Source organism: Stenotrophomonas sp. YJH_SMC_36 (assembly GCF_059369935.1).
Genome location: NZ_JCAFTD010000003.1, coordinates 383,383 through 398,917 on the forward strand (window position 1 = coordinate 383,383; position 15,535 = coordinate 398,917).

Sequence of the window (15,535 nt, forward strand, 5' to 3'; positions counted from 1 at the left end):
ATCACTGTGCTTGAGGCAAAACATGGCGCCCTTCTGGACGAGGCCCGGCGACGTGGCCACGCCAATGTCGCCCTGCTGCATCTGTGCTTCCAGCTGCTGTCGCTGTCCTCGGCGATCGATCGCGACTGCGCCAGCCGGCTGGCACCGCACGGGCTCAGTGAAGGCCGCTTCATCGTGCTGTTCCTGCTGCACGGTGCCGGCGGCACACTGTCGCCGCATGCGCTGGCCGAACGTGCAGGCGTGACCCGCGCCACCATCAGCGGCCTGCTCGATGGCCTGCAGCGCGAAGGGTTGCTGCAGCGGCGCAGCGATGCGGACGATGGCCGTCGCCTCCAGATCGTGCTGACCGTGCAGGGCAAGCGCTTGGCCGAAGACCTCTTCAATCAGCACACGCAGTGGATCGCGGGCCTGTTCAACGGCCTGGACACTGCCGAGCAGGTGCAGCTCTCACAGCTGCTGGCCAAGGTGTGGCAGCACACCGGCGGCGGACGGAAGGACCCGCAGTGAGCGCAGCGATCAGCCCGGCGCGAAAGCATCAACTGGATACCGGGACAGCCGCCAGCACGCATCTGGCGGAATGTCTGGCCGTCGATTTCGCGGTGTTGCTGCAGACCGTTGCGGTGCTGCCGGAGACTGCCATTCAATGCATGCGCGATGCCGCCAGCAAAGGCATTACCCAGCGCATGGTTCTGGCGGCAACGCTGTTGCGTGAGGCCAGGCAGGGTGATCCTGCACAATGGCAGTCGCATGCATCCGACACCGTGCGCGGCTGGGCCTGCTACCTGATCGGTGGCGATGCCACCGCCTCCCTGCCGGTGAAGCTGGAGAAGATGCGCCCGTTGGCCGATGATCCGCATTTCGGCGTGCGCGAATGGGCGTGGCTGGCGCTGCGCACCGACATCGTTGCCGGGCCACTGCTGGCGCTTGAATGCCTGCAGCCGTGGACGCAGGAACCGTCCGCCCATCTGCGCCGGTTTGCCTGTGAAGCACTGCGTCCCCGTGGCGTCTGGGCGGCGCACATCGCTCTTTTCAAGCAGCATCCCGAACACGCGCATTCGCTGCTGGAGGCACTGGCTGATGATCCCGAACGCTATGTGCAGGATTCCGTCGGCAACTGGCTCAACGATGCCGGGAAGACCCAGCCGCAGTGGCTGCGTGACCTGTGCACACGCTGGCAACGCGAGCGCGACAGCCCTGCCAACGCCTACATCCGCAGGCGCGCACTGCGTTCACTGTGATCCGGCGGGTGCCGGCCCATGACCGGGCCATCGGGCCCGGTCACATTGCGCGGACGCGGCTAGTGGGGCTGCAGGCGTTCGGCCGCATGCGTGGCCAGCCCCAGGGATGCCAGCATCAACCCTTCCATCACCCGGTCGCTCACGTGATGTTCGGGCGCGGCATTCTGGCGGCAGCGTTCGGCGGCCAGCAGCACCTCCTGCACGATGCGCAGGCCGGCCAGTGCGCCATCGGCATCGGCCAGCATCATGCGCCGGCCGTTCGCTGGATGGCGTTCGGGCCAGGGTTGGCCATCGGCGGCCGCACCGCTGCCGATGCGTTGCAGATTGGCGACCAGACTGTTGGGATCGATCGGCGCCTGATCGGCATTGGCCGGATCGGGGTGGGCACCCGGGAAGGGAACGTGTGGTGTGTTCATGGCGTGTGCTCCGTACAGGACAGACGACACCGCCACCGGAAGAGGTGGCGGACGGTACGTGGCGGCAAAGACCGGGTCACTGATCCGGCGGGCGCAAGCGCCCCCCCGCACCGCCCGCCATGGAACGCGGACGGATTGCCAGCCGGCGCCGCCCAAGGCGACGCCGGCTGACAAACGCGAACTTCAGTGACACACGGGCTTTGCCGACCCGGCCACCCTTTTCCGGTGGCAAACCATCTTGAGCACATGTCCGCGTGGGATGCCAAGGCAGTACGCGACACGTCATGGAGACGGAGGAAGTATCGCATATGCCGTTGCCCGTATAACCGCGCATTGAGCGCCTGCAGGCCCCTCCCGGCCGGAGGGTGAGAAGCCTGGAAGGAAGATCTCAACGCGGTGGCACCATCGGTCCAGTCGCGACACCATCGATCCGCACATCGGCACATGCGCCGGTCATCCGGACGCGGTAAACAGTGCATTGCCCACGTCCACCCGCAGGGAAGTCGATCATGCAGAGCACGCTCCAGGTCACGCTGTTCGGCCCTCCCGGCGACACCCCGGCGTTGCAGTTGCCGGATGTGGACGGGCCCTCGGTGGCGATACCGGAATCGACCCTGCGGCGGCTGGTCTCCGATCTCTACACGGCGCGGTCCCTGCTGAACCCCGAGCAGTTGGAGGAGGCGAGGCGGGAGCTGGATCAGGTGCTGGAGCGCTGGGCCGATATCCACGAGGGCCTGCTGCTGGACGTGGAAGTGCATGGCAGTCGCTAGATCGCCGTGCTGCTGAACCGCTTCCCCAGTTGCGGATGAAACATTTTGTGCTGCGCAGAAGCTGTGCTATCAATACACCCCATGAACGCAGCCGCTACCCGCTTTTACTGGTATTACTTTCCGAAGCCACTGGCGGAGGAAGGACTGCGCTCACCCTGAAGAAAGCTTCAGACGCATTCCCGAAAGCCGCCAGCGAACCTGGCGGCTTTTTTCATGCCGCCTCGCTGGGGACCCCCTACGTACCGGAGACCTCCCCCATGCCCCCCCATACCGACGACCTGCGCATCCGCACCATCGAACCGCTCACACCGCCTGCCCAGCTGCTGGCGATGCTGCCGTGTGACGATGAAGCCTCCGACACCGTCAGTGCTTCGCGCGCGGCCCTGCACCAGATCCTGCATGGCCGCGACGATCGCCTGGCGGTCGTGGTCGGCCCGTGTTCGATCCACGATCCGAATGCGGCCATCGAGTACGCACAACGCCTGAAGCCGCTGCGCGACGCGCTGGCCGGCGAGCTCGAGATCGTCATGCGCGTGTACTTCGAGAAGCCGCGCACCACGGTGGGCTGGAAGGGCCTGATCAATGACCCGGACTTGGACGGCAGCTTCCGGATCGACAAGGGCCTGCGCATTGCCCGCGGCCTGCTGCGCGACATCAACAAGCTGGGCCTGCCGGCCGGCGTTGAATTCCTTGACGTGATCTCGCCGCAGTACATCGCCGACCTGGTGGCATGGGGCGCGATCGGCGCACGCACCACCGAAAGCCAGGTGCACCGCGAACTGGCCTCCGGCCTGTCGTGCCCGGTGGGCTTCAAGAACGGCACCGATGGCAACGTCAAGATCGCGGCCGATGCGGTCGGCGCGGCCTCCAACCCGCATCACTTCCTGTCGGTGACCAAGCAGGGCGGCACCGCCATCGTTTCGACCACCGGCAACCCGGATTGCCATGTGATCCTGCGCGGCGGCAAGCAGCCGAACTACGACGCGGCCAGCGTGGCCGACGCCTGCCAGGCACTGGCCAAGGCCCGGCTGCCGACGCGGCTGATGATCGATGCCAGCCATGCCAACAGCCTGAAAAACCCGGAAAACCAGCCGAAGGTGATCGAAGACATCGCCGTTCAGCTGGAGGACGGCGAACAGCGCATCGTGGGCGTGATGATCGAGAGCCATCTGGTGGGAGGCCGGCAGGAACTGGTGGAAGGCCAGCCGCTGGTCTACGGGCAGAGCATCACCGATGGCTGCATCGACTGGGACACCACCGTGACGGTGCTGGAGCGACTGGCTGCGGCCGTGCGCGCCCGTCGCGAAGTGACGGTGTCAGAAGCCGCCTGAGCGCGGCATGTGTGTGGATGGCGGCCTGCGCCTGCGGGGGTGCGGCCGCGATCAGGGCCGGTCGGAGTTGGAGACCGGCCCGTCCGCACCGGCGATGCGCCTGGCGCTGCGCATGAACGACAGCGCCAGGTCCATCGCCGGGGTGGTGCGAACCCCGACGACCATTCACGATGCGGTTGACGCGGTAGATCCACGCCATGCGTGGATAGGGGCAGGCCACGGCACGATTTCGGAAGAATTGCATGGAACCTGCTTGCGGCTTGGGCCGAAGATCGGGGCCTCGCCTGGCTGGACCCCGCCGATGTACGTTTTCCCCGACGACAGCCCGCTGGGGCCAGAATGCCGATCAGTTTCCGGAGAGGCCGCAGCGGCCCTCGTTCGCTTGAAGGGCGGCCCGATTGCCGATGATGCGATCTCCGTCATCGAGGACTGGTTTGAACCCTCGTCTCCCGCGACGACGGCAAGTCTGCTGGCGGAGCTTGATGAAAGAATCGAGCTTTACCGCAACGAAGGAGACCAGGCACTTCTGCGTACGACGTTGAAGGCCAGGGCGATGATCGCGGCCTCTGCCGACCAACCGAGCGATGATCGTGAGTCCCCCTCTTCGTACAAGATGGTGCCTGCGGCGTCCCTCGTTGGCGACTGGCGCTCAGACTGGGAAACGGATTGCGTGATCGTCGACGGAGATCTGAGCGTAGAAGGCACGCTGGCGCTCAATGATCTGGGCGAGACCCGGTGTGTGATCGTCCTGGGCAGTCTCAGCGCCCGCAATCTTGACTGTGGTGGTTGGGTCTTCGTACGCGACGATCTTATGTGTGAGCATCTCCACGCGTGCTCACTAAATGATGGGATTTTGGCCGTAGGTGGCGATCTGACTGTTCAGACTTTCCTCGAGACGGGGACTTACACCCAAGTGGCGGGGCACCTGAGCGCTAGCTACCTCGGCAGCACCCACAACTCCATTGAAGTGGAGGGCAAAGTGAACTGTCCAGGCTTCGAAAGACGATCTGATAGCGACTACTTGTGCGAATGGATCGATCCTGCGTTGCTGGAAGCCCACGATTCCGACAGCGGTTGGGGATGCGAACCCCCACTGTATCCGTCGGATGACTATCCAGAGCGGATACGCGCGGGGGGCAGCCCTATGAAGTTCAGGCTCTAGATCCACGCTATGCGTGGATACCGCTCTTCTGTAGCGCCGGGCCATGCCCGGCGAACACGCCATCGTTCAATGCACTTCGTCGTGATACACGAACTTCGGCATTTCCCAGCGGTAGTGGATGGCCAGCAGGCGCAGGGCGAAGCCGCCCGCCAGGCAGCACAGGATGGCCGTGGCATCGGACACGTTCCAGTGCAGCAGCAGCAGATAGGCGGCGCCGGTCAGCAGCGCGATGATCGCGTACAGCTCCTTCTGGAAGATCAGGGGCACTTCGTTGCACAGAATGTCGCGCAGCACGCCGCCGAACGCACCGGTCAGCATGCCGGCGATCAGCACGATCGGTGTGGCATGACCGGCCTCGCGTGCGATCGAGCAACCGATCAGGGTGAAGGCGATCAGGCCCAGGCCGTCGAGCACCAGGAAGGTGCGGCGGAAGTGGTGCATCCAGCGTGCGACCCAGGTGGCGATCAGCGCCGCGCACACGGTGAAGCCGAGGTACTCGGGATGTTTGACCCAGCCCAGCGGATAGTGGCCAAGCAGGATGTCGCGCAATGAACCACCGCCGAGCGCGGTAACGCAGGCGATCATGACCACGCCGAACAGATCCATGCGGCGGCGTCCCGCGGACAGTGCGCCGGTCATGGCTTCGGCGGAAATGGCGATCAGGTAGATGATGGACAGCAACATGGAACAGGCTCCGGACGCGGTGGGGCCGGCCATGCGCGGACGCCGTCATTGCCTGCGCAATGACGGGATGACGATGACCGGTGCCGCTCCCGCTGTCCTTTTGCCTGAGAGTTCAGCGGCGTAGGCCGCGTGCCCCTTCGGCGGATCGTACCGGGCATGCCCGGTGACCTCTCTCCAGCTCGGCGAGTCGAATGCATGGTTGGTGGGATTCCAGCCCACCGGCCTGAGCGATCATGGGAGCCTGCGCCTTCGGCGGGCGCCAGCGCGGCGCCTCTCTCCTGCATTCGCGGGCAGTATATCCGCTGCGGTGCAGCACGGCATAATCCCGGCATGGCCCCGTCCCACCGCCCGTGGTTCCTGTACCTGCTCGAATGCCGCGATGGCAGCTACTACGCTGGCATCAGCACCGACGTGGACGCGCGTTTCGCCGCCCATCGCGCCGGTACGGGGGCGCGCTACACCCGGGCCCGCCCGCCGCTGCGCATCCTGGCCGTGCGCGAGTACCCGGACCGCTCCGCGGCTTCGCGCGCCGAGTGGCAGCTCAAACAGCTACCGCGCGAGCGCAAGCTGGCGTGGTTGCAGGCGCCGACCGAGGGAATTCTTTAGAGACGGGCCGTGCTCGGCTCCGGCCCTCCGCCATCACTAGGTTCAGGACATTCACAACATGCGACGACAGGAACTCTGACCATGCGATTATCGCTGCGACCATCGACACAGGGATCGATCCGATGAAGGTCCGTTGGATGCTGCTGTTGACCCTCTGCTTGGCCCTGCAGGCCTGCACGCAGACACCGGCACCGCCGTCGCCGCTTCAGCACGGGCAGATCGGTACCGCCGCCGAGCTGGCCTCGCAGCGTGGCCTGACCGCGCCGAATACGCCCCGTTTACGCCGCGATCTGGTGCCGGCCGAACTGGTCGATCTGATTCCGCTCGCCGAAAAATGGGGCATCGGCGATGACCTGCTGCGCAGCGAGATGCAGGAACGTGCCACTGACGCGGAGAAGCAAGCGATGGGCGATGCATTGAAAGACCGTCATGCGCGTATCACCGCGTGGCTCGACAGCCTTCCGCCGGGGCAGTCAATGTCCGACGAGGCCGCTGCGTTCATGTATATGCAGGTGAGTGCTGACGAAATGGGCCTGATGCAGCAGTAGGTTCACACCATGTGGGGTCAGATCCCCACAGGAAAGGGATCTGACCCCGTTGCAGACCTGCGCTACCGTTTCGGCCGGCGGTCATCCTGGTCATCGCCGAAGATGATGCGTGCGCTGCGCTGGTAGCTCCAATACGCCACCGCCCAGTTCAGCAGCACCACGATGCGGTTGCGGAAGCCGATCAGGAAGAACACGTGCGCGGCCAGCCAGAACCACCAGGCCAGCACGCCCGACAGCTGCAGGCGCCCCAGGTGCACGATGGCGGCCATGCGGCCGATGGTGGCCAGGTTGCCGTAGTCCGCGTACTTGAAGGGACCGGGCTCCGGCCTGCCGTGCAGGCGTGCACGGATGACCTCGGCCACGTACTTGCCCATCTGCTTGGCGGCGGGCGCTACGCCGGGCACGGGCTTGCCGTTGGCCTGGTTCACCGCGGCCAGATCGCCGGCCACGAACAGTTCCGGATGCCCGGGCAGGGTCAGGTCCGGCTGCACCTGCACGCGCCCGGCACGGTCCAGTGGCACGTCCAGCGTGCGCGCCAGCGGCGAGGCGGCCACGCCGGCCGCCCACACCACGGTGCGCGCCGGCACGAACTGGTCACCCAGCGTGAAGCCCTGGCTGTCGATGTTGCTCACCGGCGTTCCGGTCAGCACTTCCACACCCAGCTTTTCCAGCTGCCGGCGCGCCTTCAGCGAGAGCACTTCCGGGAACGAGGACAGCACGCGTGGACCGGCTTCCACCAGGCGCACCTTGGCGCTGGCCGGATCGATGTGGCGGAATTCATTGCGCAGCGTATGGCGCGCAATCTCGGCCAGGGTGCCCGCCAGTTCGACGCCGGTCGGGCCGCCGCCGACGACGGCAAAGCTGAGCCATGCCGCCTTCCTGGCCGGGTCCGGTTCGGCTTCGGCGCGCTCGAACGCCAGCAGCAGCTTGCGGCGCAGGGCAATGGCATCGTCGAGGGTCTTCAGGCCGGGCGCATCATCGGCCCACTGGTCGTTGCCGAAGTAGGCGTGAGTGGCGCCGGTAGCCAGCAGCAGACTGTCGTAGTCCAGCGTGCTGCCGTCGGCCAGCCGCACCTGGCGGAGCTGCCTGTCGATGGCCACGACCTCACCGAGCCGCACTTCCACGTTGCGCTGGTGGCCGAGGATGTGGCGCAGCGGTGCGGCGATGTCCGGCGCTGACAGGCCTGCAGTGGCGACCTGGTACAGCAGCGGCTGGAACAGGTGATGGTTGCGGCGGTCGACCAGGGTGATGCGGATGCGTTCGCGTGCCAGCGCACGGGTGGCCCAGAGGCCGGCAAAACCGCCGCCGACAACGACCAGATGGGGAACGCGCTCACGACTCATCGACTCACTCCAGGGGGCATGGGGAACCGTCCGGCATCTTCGCACGGCGGCGGCCTGTCACGTCAGCGTGCGCGCGGATCGGCGATACTCGGATTCAGGCAACCGCCAGCGAGAGGCCCATGAGCGAACCGGAAAAGCGCATCGCCCTGTTGATCGACGCCGACAACGCGCCCGCATCGAAGATCGACGAAGTGCTGGCGGAGGTGGCCCGCTACGGCGTGGCCAATGTCCGCCGTGCCTACGGCAACTGGAAGAGCCCACGGCTGAAAGGCTGGGAGGCGGTGCTGCACGAGTACGCGATCCGGCCCATCCAGCAGTTCGCCTACAGCAAGGGCAAGAACGCCTCGGACATGGCCATGGTGATCGATGCGATGGACCTGCTGTACGCGCGCAACCTCGACGGCTTCGCCATCGTCTCCAGCGATGCTGATTTCACTCCAATGGTGATGCGCCTGTTGACCGACGGGGTGAAGGTGTATGGCTTCGGCGAAAAGAAGACGCCGGAACCCTTCGTCAATGCCTGTTCCAAATTCACCTATCTGGAAGCACTGGGCCAGGCCCATTCCAGCGTGCCGGAAGTGGAACAGGGCACGGCAGAGCCGGGAGCCATCGAGCCGGCCATCGGTGAAACGGGCAGCGGCGACGAAGTGCGCCCGCGCAAGAGCGGCGCGGAAATGCGCAGCGATACACGTCTGGTGAAGATGCTGCGCCGCGCTGTGTCCGCCGCGGAAGGCGAGGACGGCTGGTCGCACCTGGGGCCGGTGGGCAGCCAGATCGCCAACCAGGCCTCGTTCGATTCGCGCAACTATGGCTATGGAAAGCTGAGTGATCTGCTGGCGGCGATCGGTCTGTTCGAACTGAAGAAGGATGGCAAGTCGTCCTACGTGCGCGCGCTGCCGAAGAAGAACCGGTAGCGCCGGGCCATGCCCGGCCGACGCCCCCGCGCATCATTCCGCACGCCCACATGTACGCCGATCAGGCGTATCGTTGCCGCTCGCATTGCCCGCAAGGAATACCCGCATGTTGAAGATCTGGGGCCGTCGCAATTCCAGCAACGTCCGCAAGGTGCTGTGGTGTGCCGAAGAGATCGGCCTGCCCTACGAGTCCATCGAAGTGGGCGGCAGCCACGGTGGCACACAGACGCCGGAATACCTGGCGATGAACCCCAACAGCCTGGTGCCGGTGATCGAGGACCAGGGCCTGCCGCTGTGGGAGTCCAACGCCATCGTGCGCTACCTGAGCGCGCGCTACGCGCTGGGGACTCTGTACGCCGAGGATCCGATGGAACGTGCACAGGCCGAGAAATGGATGGACTGGAGCACTTCGCGGATGGCGCCGCTGTACAGCGATCTGATCTGGGGCATCATGCGCACCGCGCCGGCAGACCGCGACGAATCGCGGATCAATGCTGCCATCGTCCGCGCCGCCGATTACCTGGCGATGGCCGACGCGACGCTGGCCACGCAGCCGTGGCTGTCGGGCGCGACATTCGCGATGGGCGACATCCCGTTGGGTTCACTGGTGTACGCCTGGTATGAACTGCCGATCCAGCGTCCGGACCTGCCCCACCTGGCCGAGTGGTACGCCCGGCTGCGTGAGCGACCCGCTTACCAGCGCGGCGTGATGTCACCGCTGACGTAAGCGGGAATCGCGCGCGGGAACGGTAGCGCCGGGCCATGCCCGGCGGATTCCGCTTGCATTCAATACAGATCCGTCGGATCCACATCCAGCGACCAGCGCACCTTGCGGGCTTCCGGCAAGGCATACAGCTGCGGTACCAGCTGCGCCAGCACGCCGTGCAGAGGCGGGCGCTGTGCCGATGAGAGCAGCAGCTGCGTGCGCTGGTAGCCGGCCCGGCGCGGCATCGGTGCCGGCATCGGCCCGTACGCCTCCACCAGCGCCTGTTCGCCCAGCAATCGCCGTGCAGCCAGCAGGAACGCGTTGGCGTGCTCCACCTGCTGCGCTTCGGCACGCATCAGTGCCAGATGGGCGAATGGCGGGAAGCCGGCGGCCTGCCGCTGGTTCAGTTCGGCCTGCGCGAACGGGTGGTAGCCGCCGTTGACCAGCGTCTCCAGCAGGGGATGACCCGGATGGTGGGTCTGCAGCCACACCTCGCCCGGATCGCGGGCGCGCCCGGCGCGGCCGGCGACCTGGATCAACTGCTGCGCGAGTTTCTCGCTGGCGCGGAAATCGGCCGAGAACAGGCCCTCGTCGATGCCGACCACCACCACCAGCGTGAGTCTGGGCAGATCGTGGCCCTTGGCCAGGATCTGCGTGCCGACCAGGATGCCGGCCTGGTCCCCCAGCTTGGCCAGCTGCTGTTCCAGCGCATCGCGGCGGGCGGTGGTGCCACGGTCGATGCGCACCACCGGGTACTCGGCGAAGGCGGCGGTGAGGTGCTCCTCCAGCCGCTCGGTGCCGATTCCCTGTGGCTGCAGGGCCAGGCTGCCGCAGGCGGGGCAGGCCAGTGGCGCCGGTTGCCGCGCACCGCAGTGATGGCACTGCAGGCGACGGCCGCCGCCATGCACGGTCATCGGCGCATCACAGCGCTGGCACGGCGCCGTCCAGCCGCAGTCATGGCACAGCAGTACCGGTGCGTAACCACGCCGGTTCTTGAACACCAGCACCTGCTGGCCGCGCTGCAGGTGCTCGCCGATGCCGGCCAGCACTTCGGCCGAGAGACCGTCCTGCAGGGGACGCTTGCGCACATCCAGGATGCGCACGCGTGGCGGCCGCGCGCCGCCGGCGCGCTGCTTCAGGCGCAGGTGCAGGTAACGACCGGCATAGGCGTTGTGCAGGGTTTCCAGCGACGGTGTCGCGCTGCCCAGCAGCGCCGGAACCCCCAGCGCCTTGGCACGCACCAGGGCGAAATCGCGCGCGTGGTAGCGGATGCCGTCCTGCTGCTTGTAGCTGCCGTCATGTTCCTCGTCCACGATCAGCAGGCCGGCCTGCGGCAGCGGCGTGAACACCGCCGAGCGGGTGCCGACGATCACCCGCGCTTCGCCGCGCGAGGCGGCTGCCCAGACGCGCGCGCGCTCGTTGTCGTTCAATCCCGAATGCAGCGCATGCACGGCGATGCCCAGGCGGCCGCGGAAACGCGCCAGGGTCTGCGGCGTCAGTCCGATTTCGGGCACCAGCACCAGCGCCTGCCGGCCTTGGCCCAGGCAGTGGATGATCGCCTGCAGGTAGACCTCGGTCTTGCCGCTGCCGGTCACCCCATCGAGCAGGAAGGGCTGGAACCCCTCCGCGGCGTTGATCGCGGCAACGGCTTCGGCCTGGTCCGGATTGAGGGTCGGGCCGGGCAGCGGTTGCGCGTGCTGTGGCGCTACGCTCAGTGCAACGCGCTCGGCCAGTGCGCGCTTGCCGAGACTGCGCGCCGCGCTGCGCCAGTCCTCCATGCGCGCCCCCAGCACGTCCTCGTCCACGACGGCGTCGGCCAGCAGTTCCGCCAACTGCCGCGGGCGGCTGCCTGCGCGCAGCGTGCCGCGCTGCGCGTGGCCTGCGGCGGTCAGCTGCCAGCCCCAATGATGGGTGTCGGGCAGGGCTTCGCCGTGCCGCAGCGGCCCCGGCAGGGCCGTGCTCAGCACTTCGCCCAGCGGCGCGTGGGTGTATCGGGCCAGCCATTGCAGGCTCTGCCACAGTTCGCCCTGCAGCAGGGGCGCGGGGTCGCACCACGCGAGCGCCTGACGCAGGCCCTGGCCGTCGTCGGCCTGGCCGTGGCCGGCCACCACGCCGATGAGTTCGCGGTTGCCGAACGGCACCTTCACCCGGCAGCCGACCGCCACGTCCGGGGCATCGCCCTGCGGCGACAGATAGTCGAACAGGCGGGGCAGGGGGACGGGCAGGGCGACCTGCAGGGTCGGAATCGGGTCGAGCATCGGGGCAGTGTAACGGGCCGTGTGCACCCGCATGCCGCCCGGAAGGCCCACACGGGGGACGTCGCCGAATCATAAATGTCACCTAAATATCGGTGTCCATTGGAGATTCAGTCTTATCCACACGTTCTGTGGATAACACTGTGCGTTACCGGTCAACGGCTGCGCAGGACGCCGATGGCGACGGCCTCGCCCTTGGGTTGGTCAAAAAATCGCCATACTTTAAAATGCATTAAAATCAATACTTTATGTGTGAAACATTGCTGAAACAGAGTGAATTCAGCGAGATGTCGCGGTTTTGCCGGGCGCCAGCGTGGTGCTGTGCACAACCTGCAGCATGAAGTGCCCACGGACGCAAGTCCTGCCGGGCGCCGATGGCCTGCCGCTATCATGCCGGCAGACCTCTGGAGTGACCGATGACCGCTGTGCCCGCCCCTGTTTCCTCGACCGCGGCCGGTGCGCTGTCGGCGTTTCTGCGTGGCGTAGAGCGCCGTGCCCTGGTGGTGGCGGAGCTGCAATGCGGCGACCCGGCCCGCGCCGAGCAGACCCTGGTGGCGGTGATGCGCGCCTTCTCGGCCGTTGCCAGCGATCTGCCGATGGCACAGTGGCCGACCCGCTTCTGGACCCTGCTGGGGCAGCGGCAGGCACTGCGCGAGCCGGCCCCGGGCCAGTGGCCGCCGGCACTCGCCGCACTGGGCGGCATGGCACCGCTGCCACGGCTGGCCCTGCTGCTGCGGGTGGGCGGCAGCCTGGATGAGAACATCGCCACGCGGGTACTCGATCGTGATGAGGCCGGCTACCAGCAGCTGCTGGCCGATGCCTGCCCGCGTGATGCCCAGGGTCAGCCGGATGCTGTTGCCTGGCGCGGCCTGGCCGAACAGGTGCAGCAGCGCATCCGCGACCTGCCGGCGCAGCGCCTGCAGCAGCTGCAGCAGCCGGCAGCTGCCACCAGCAGCAATCCGCAGGCGCCGACGTCCAGCTGGAGGGCACCGCAGCGCGATGAACGGAGCGCTGCCAGCCCCCGGCGCCGGCGCCCCGATGCCCGACCGCGCTGGCGCGGGCCGGCGATCCTGCTGCTGACGGTGGCAGTACTGCTGGCAGCCGCTCTGGGCTGGCGCCATTGGAGCGGTCGGTCGCTGGTGAGCGATGCGCCGCTGCCGGAGGGGGTGGTTGCCGAGGCCGGCCCGGTCACGGTCGAGGCGCTGCCGCCGAGCACGGTCGCTGCCACGCCGCAGGCGGACAGCGCCCCGGCCAGCGATGACGCAGCAATGCTGGCCGACCGCGATTATCCGTTGCTGGCCGAGGCCGATCTGTATGCCTGGACGGCCGCCGGTGGTCCGCTGCCGGTGGACGAGTCGCAGACCAAGCCGAGCCGGCCAGAGCCGGCCAGCGCAGTGCTGGAAACCGCCGCCGCCGATGAATAAGTCCGTGATCACCAGCCTGCTGCTGGCCATCCCGTTGTCGCTGTCCGCAACGCCCCAGACCCTGAATGTTCCACTGCCACCCGCGCCGGCGGCCACGCCCGCGGTCCCGCCATCGGCGGCACCCACCGCGTTCGTCCAGCTCGACGCGCAGCAGCAGCGGCAGCGCCGCGTCGACTACGCCGCTTGGCGCGCGCTGCCGGAAAGCGAGCGCGAACGCATCCGTCAGGCGGCCACGCGGTTCGCCGCACTGCCGGCCGCACAGCAGGAGCGCCTGCGCTCGCAATTCCAGGCACAGGACCAGGCGTTCCGCGATGGCTGGCGGCTGGGGCCGCAACTGGGCGTGGAGTTTCCCAAGCTGCATGGGCTGTTCGGCTTCCTGCCACCGCAGCAGCGCGACAGTGCACTGGCCGTGCTGCACCAGCTCAGCCCGGCACAGCTGGCGCAGTTGGCGCTGGTGGCCCAGCGCACGCCGCCGCAGGAACGCGATGCGGTGCGCAGCGCGTTCCTCGCCGTACCTGCTGCGGAACGAGACGCCTGGCTCAAGCGCCAGGCCGGCCAGTAAGCGCGCGGTCAAACCCAGCGTTCACGCCATGTCATGGGAATGAACGCACCGCGCGCGTAAGATGACGGCCCGCAACCCGGTGCCTGTGCCCTTCGCGCGCAACCGCAGTTCGCGTTCTGCATCCCATGTCCAACGCAACCTCCACGCCGCGCTTCAGCAAGGAAGTCGGCGCCACCGGTCTGCTCGCCCTGCCGCTCGTGCTCGGGCATGTCTCCACCGGCCTGATCTCCTTCGTCGACAACGTGATTGCCGGTCATCACGCCACCTCAACCCTGGCGGCCGTGACCATCGGCACGGCCCTGCTCTGGCTGCCGATGCTGATTCCGATCGGCACGCTGATCTCGCTGACCGCCTCGGTATCACAGCTGCACGGCGCCGGCCGCGAGCGCGAGATCGGTCCGCTGTTCCGGCAGGCGTTGTGGCTGGCGCTGGGCCTGGGCCTGATCATGTTCACCTTCCTCACGGTGGTGCCGCCGCTGCTGCCCGCCTTCGGCATCGCGCCGGACATCGTGCCCGGCGCAACAGCGTTCCTGCATGCGGTGCGCTGGGGCGGGCCGGCGCTGACGCTGTACTTCTGCATGCGCTATCTCAGCGAGGGCATGCACTGGACGCTGCCGACCATGTTGATCGGCTTCGGCGGCCTGGTGGTGCTGGCGCCGATGGGCTACGTGCTGGCCAACGGCAAGCTGGGCTTCCCGGAGCTGGGTGCCGAGGGCCTGGGCATCGCCTCGGCGGTGATGATGTGGTTGCAGGCAAGCGCATTCGCCCTCTATCTGTGGCGTACACGGCGATTCGCCCATCTGCAGCTGTTCTCGCACTTCGAGTGGCCGCGCTGGAAGGCGATCTGGGACCTGCTGCGCACCGGTCTGCCGATCGGCATCACCGTGCTGATGGAAGGTGGGTTGTTCATCGTCACCGCGCTGCTGATCGGCCGCCTCGGCGCCAACGAGGCGGCAGCCCACCAGATCGCGATCAACGTGGCGCAGCTGTGCTTCATGATCCCGATGGGCGTGGCCGAGGCCACCACGGTGCGCGTGGGTCATGCAGTGGGGCGGGGTGATGGCTTCGGTGTGCGTCGTGCAGCCTGGGCCGGCTACGCGATCATCATGGGTACACAGACGTTGTCCGCGCTGGTGCTGCTGTTCGGCCACGATGCCATCGTCGGGGTGTACACCAACGATCTGGCGGTGGCCGGCCTGGCCTCCACGCTACTGCTGTACGCGGCCACCTTCCAGTTCCCGGACGGCATCCAGGTGCTGTCGGCCGGTGCTCTGCGCGGCCTGAAGGACACCCGCGTGCCGATGTTCATCGCCATGTTCGCGTACTGGGGCCTGGGCATGCCGCTCGGCGCCGGGCTCGGCCTGGGGCTGGGCATGGGCCCGCAGGGCATGTGGATCGGCCTGATCGTCGGCCTCACTGCCGCCGCCATCCTGATGGGCTGGCGCCTGCGTCGCAGCAGCCAGCGCATCGGCCAGTCCGCGCTGTCCTGACCGTCCGCCCGTCACCCCGTGACGGGCGATCCCCTGACTTGTGTCCGATGCCGCCTCACACGGCACCGGCTATGCTGTTACCACGG

General features: G+C 67.3%; 16 protein-coding genes and 2 riboswitches. Of the genes, 12 read left to right on the forward strand and 4 right to left on the reverse strand.

Features of this window, described 5'->3' with window-relative positions:
* The first annotated feature begins 6 nt into the window (after positions 1–6).
* Together AC5P76_RS08315 and AC5P76_RS08320 are read left to right on the forward strand one after the other, a co-directional pair.
* Positions 7–507 carry a MarR family winged helix-turn-helix transcriptional regulator gene (locus tag AC5P76_RS08315; RefSeq protein ID WP_065181579.1) on the forward strand — a complete coding sequence of 167 codons (501 nt, stop codon included), beginning with the start codon at positions 7–9 and terminating at the stop codon, positions 505–507.
* Positions 504–1,238, forward strand: a complete 735-nt coding sequence (locus tag AC5P76_RS08320) for a DNA alkylation repair protein (protein WP_263175978.1) — start codon at positions 504–506, stop codon at positions 1,236–1,238. The genes AC5P76_RS08315 and AC5P76_RS08320 overlap by 4 nt, the downstream gene beginning before the upstream one ends.
* 59 nt (positions 1,239–1,297) lie before the next feature.
* Here AC5P76_RS08320 and AC5P76_RS08325 read toward each other — a convergent pair whose 3' ends face one another.
* Positions 1,298–1,654: a hypothetical protein gene (locus tag AC5P76_RS08325; protein WP_445394072.1), complete on the reverse strand. Its 357-nt coding sequence runs from the start codon at positions 1,652–1,654 to the stop codon at positions 1,298–1,300.
* A 509-nt stretch (positions 1,655–2,163) separates the two neighbouring features.
* On the opposite strand from AC5P76_RS08325, the gene AC5P76_RS08330 reads away from it, so the two are divergent.
* From AC5P76_RS08330 to AC5P76_RS08340, 3 genes are all read left to right on the forward strand, one after another.
* Positions 2,164–2,424, forward strand: a complete 261-nt coding sequence (locus AC5P76_RS08330; RefSeq protein WP_053515725.1) for a hypothetical protein — start codon at positions 2,164–2,166, stop codon at positions 2,422–2,424.
* A gap of 257 nt (positions 2,425–2,681) precedes the next feature.
* Positions 2,682–3,755, forward strand: coding sequence for a 3-deoxy-7-phosphoheptulonate synthase (locus AC5P76_RS08335; RefSeq protein WP_053515727.1), 1,074 nt, complete (start codon positions 2,682–2,684; stop codon positions 3,753–3,755).
* Between the two features lie 112 nt (positions 3,756–3,867).
* Positions 3,868–4,917, forward strand: a complete 1,050-nt coding sequence (locus tag AC5P76_RS08340) for a hypothetical protein (RefSeq protein WP_445394073.1) — start codon at positions 3,868–3,870, stop codon at positions 4,915–4,917.
* Positions 4,918–4,983: 66 nt separating this feature from the next.
* On the opposite strand, the gene AC5P76_RS08345 is transcribed toward AC5P76_RS08340, so the two are convergent.
* Entirely contained in the window at positions 4,984–5,601 is a 618-nt protein-coding gene (locus AC5P76_RS08345; protein ID WP_053515730.1) for a trimeric intracellular cation channel family protein, read from the reverse strand.
* 82 nt (positions 5,602–5,683) lie between these two features.
* A riboswitch (glycine riboswitch) is annotated at positions 5,684–5,789 on the reverse strand.
* A 13-nt stretch (positions 5,790–5,802) separates the two neighbouring features.
* Positions 5,803–5,892: riboswitch (glycine riboswitch) on the reverse strand.
* A gap of 39 nt (positions 5,893–5,931) precedes the next feature.
* Here AC5P76_RS08345 and AC5P76_RS08350 point away from each other — a divergent pair.
* Both AC5P76_RS08350 and AC5P76_RS08355 read left to right on the forward strand, forming a co-directional pair.
* On the forward strand, positions 5,932–6,207 hold the full coding sequence (locus AC5P76_RS08350) for a GIY-YIG nuclease family protein (protein ID WP_253119252.1): 276 nt from the start codon (positions 5,932–5,934) through the stop codon (positions 6,205–6,207).
* Between the two features lie 137 nt (positions 6,208–6,344).
* A complete protein-coding gene (locus tag AC5P76_RS08355; RefSeq protein ID WP_253119251.1) occupies positions 6,345–6,755 on the forward strand; it encodes a hypothetical protein in 411 nt (136 codons plus the stop codon).
* Positions 6,756–6,817: 62 nt separating this feature from the next.
* On the opposite strand, the gene AC5P76_RS08360 is transcribed toward AC5P76_RS08355, so the two are convergent.
* Positions 6,818–8,098 (reverse strand): NAD(P)/FAD-dependent oxidoreductase, encoded by a 1,281-nt coding sequence (locus AC5P76_RS08360; protein ID WP_065174438.1) that lies wholly within the window; start codon positions 8,096–8,098, stop codon positions 6,818–6,820.
* 119 nt (positions 8,099–8,217) lie between these two features.
* On the opposite strand from AC5P76_RS08360, the gene AC5P76_RS08365 reads away from it, so the two are divergent.
* Positions 8,218–9,012 (forward strand): NYN domain-containing protein, encoded by a 795-nt coding sequence (locus AC5P76_RS08365; protein WP_253119249.1) that lies wholly within the window; start codon positions 8,218–8,220, stop codon positions 9,010–9,012.
* Positions 9,013–9,118: 106 nt separating this feature from the next.
* The gene (locus AC5P76_RS08370; protein ID WP_065174440.1) at positions 9,119–9,739 is read left to right on the forward strand and encodes a glutathione S-transferase family protein; all 621 of its coding nucleotides are present in this window, start codon (positions 9,119–9,121) and stop codon (positions 9,737–9,739) included.
* A 59-nt stretch (positions 9,740–9,798) separates the two neighbouring features.
* On the opposite strand, the gene AC5P76_RS08375 is transcribed toward AC5P76_RS08370, so the two are convergent.
* Positions 9,799–11,976 carry a primosomal protein N' gene (locus AC5P76_RS08375; protein WP_253119246.1) on the reverse strand — a complete coding sequence of 726 codons (2,178 nt, stop codon included), beginning with the start codon at positions 11,974–11,976 and terminating at the stop codon, positions 9,799–9,801.
* Between the two features lie 413 nt (positions 11,977–12,389).
* On the opposite strand from AC5P76_RS08375, the gene AC5P76_RS08380 reads away from it, so the two are divergent.
* The 3 genes from AC5P76_RS08380 to AC5P76_RS08390 all read left to right on the forward strand — a co-directional run bounded on the left by AC5P76_RS08380 (position 12,390) and on the right by AC5P76_RS08390 (position 15,449).
* Complete coding sequence (locus AC5P76_RS08380) at positions 12,390–13,397, forward strand: hypothetical protein (protein ID WP_128987728.1); 1,008 nt, start codon at positions 12,390–12,392, stop codon at positions 13,395–13,397.
* Positions 13,390–13,959 (forward strand): DUF3106 domain-containing protein, encoded by a 570-nt coding sequence (locus AC5P76_RS08385; protein ID WP_065181583.1) that lies wholly within the window; start codon positions 13,390–13,392, stop codon positions 13,957–13,959. Before AC5P76_RS08380 ends, AC5P76_RS08385 begins: the two co-directional genes overlap by 8 nt.
* Before the next feature lie 125 nt (positions 13,960–14,084).
* Entirely contained in the window at positions 14,085–15,449 is a 1,365-nt protein-coding gene (locus AC5P76_RS08390) for an MATE family efflux transporter (protein ID WP_053515745.1), read from the forward strand.
* The last annotated feature ends 86 nt before the right edge of the window (positions 15,450–15,535 follow it).

Bases quoted from the DNA above. Each gene is read 5' to 3' on its own strand.
- AC5P76_RS08355 (WP_253119251.1), top strand. From the start codon at position 6,345: ATGCTGCTGTTGACCCTCTGCTTGGCCCTGCAGGCCTGCACGCAGACA.
- AC5P76_RS08335 (WP_053515727.1), top strand. From the start codon at position 2,682: ATGCCCCCCCATACCGACGACCTGCGCATCCGCACCATCGAACCGCTC.
- AC5P76_RS08385 (WP_065181583.1), top strand. From the start codon at position 13,390: ATGAATAAGTCCGTGATCACCAGCCTGCTGCTGGCCATCCCGTTGTCG.
- AC5P76_RS08360 (WP_065174438.1), bottom strand. From the start codon at position 8,098: ATGAGTCGTGAGCGCGTTCCCCATCTGGTCGTTGTCGGCGGCGGTTTT.
- AC5P76_RS08325 (WP_445394072.1), bottom strand. From the start codon at position 1,654: ATGAACACACCACACGTTCCCTTCCCGGGTGCCCACCCCGATCCGGCC.
- AC5P76_RS08330 (WP_053515725.1), top strand. From the start codon at position 2,164: ATGCAGAGCACGCTCCAGGTCACGCTGTTCGGCCCTCCCGGCGACACC.
- AC5P76_RS08370 (WP_065174440.1), top strand. From the start codon at position 9,119: ATGTTGAAGATCTGGGGCCGTCGCAATTCCAGCAACGTCCGCAAGGTG.
- AC5P76_RS08375 (WP_253119246.1), bottom strand. From the start codon at position 11,976: ATGCTCGACCCGATTCCGACCCTGCAGGTCGCCCTGCCCGTCCCCCTG.
- AC5P76_RS08340 (WP_445394073.1), top strand. From the start codon at position 3,868: ATGAACGACAGCGCCAGGTCCATCGCCGGGGTGGTGCGAACCCCGACG.
- AC5P76_RS08345 (WP_053515730.1), bottom strand. From the start codon at position 5,601: ATGTTGCTGTCCATCATCTACCTGATCGCCATTTCCGCCGAAGCCATG.
- AC5P76_RS08390 (WP_053515745.1), top strand. From the start codon at position 14,085: ATGTCCAACGCAACCTCCACGCCGCGCTTCAGCAAGGAAGTCGGCGCC.
- AC5P76_RS08380 (WP_128987728.1), top strand. From the start codon at position 12,390: ATGACCGCTGTGCCCGCCCCTGTTTCCTCGACCGCGGCCGGTGCGCTG.
- AC5P76_RS08350 (WP_253119252.1), top strand. From the start codon at position 5,932: ATGGCCCCGTCCCACCGCCCGTGGTTCCTGTACCTGCTCGAATGCCGC.
- AC5P76_RS08365 (WP_253119249.1), top strand. From the start codon at position 8,218: ATGAGCGAACCGGAAAAGCGCATCGCCCTGTTGATCGACGCCGACAAC.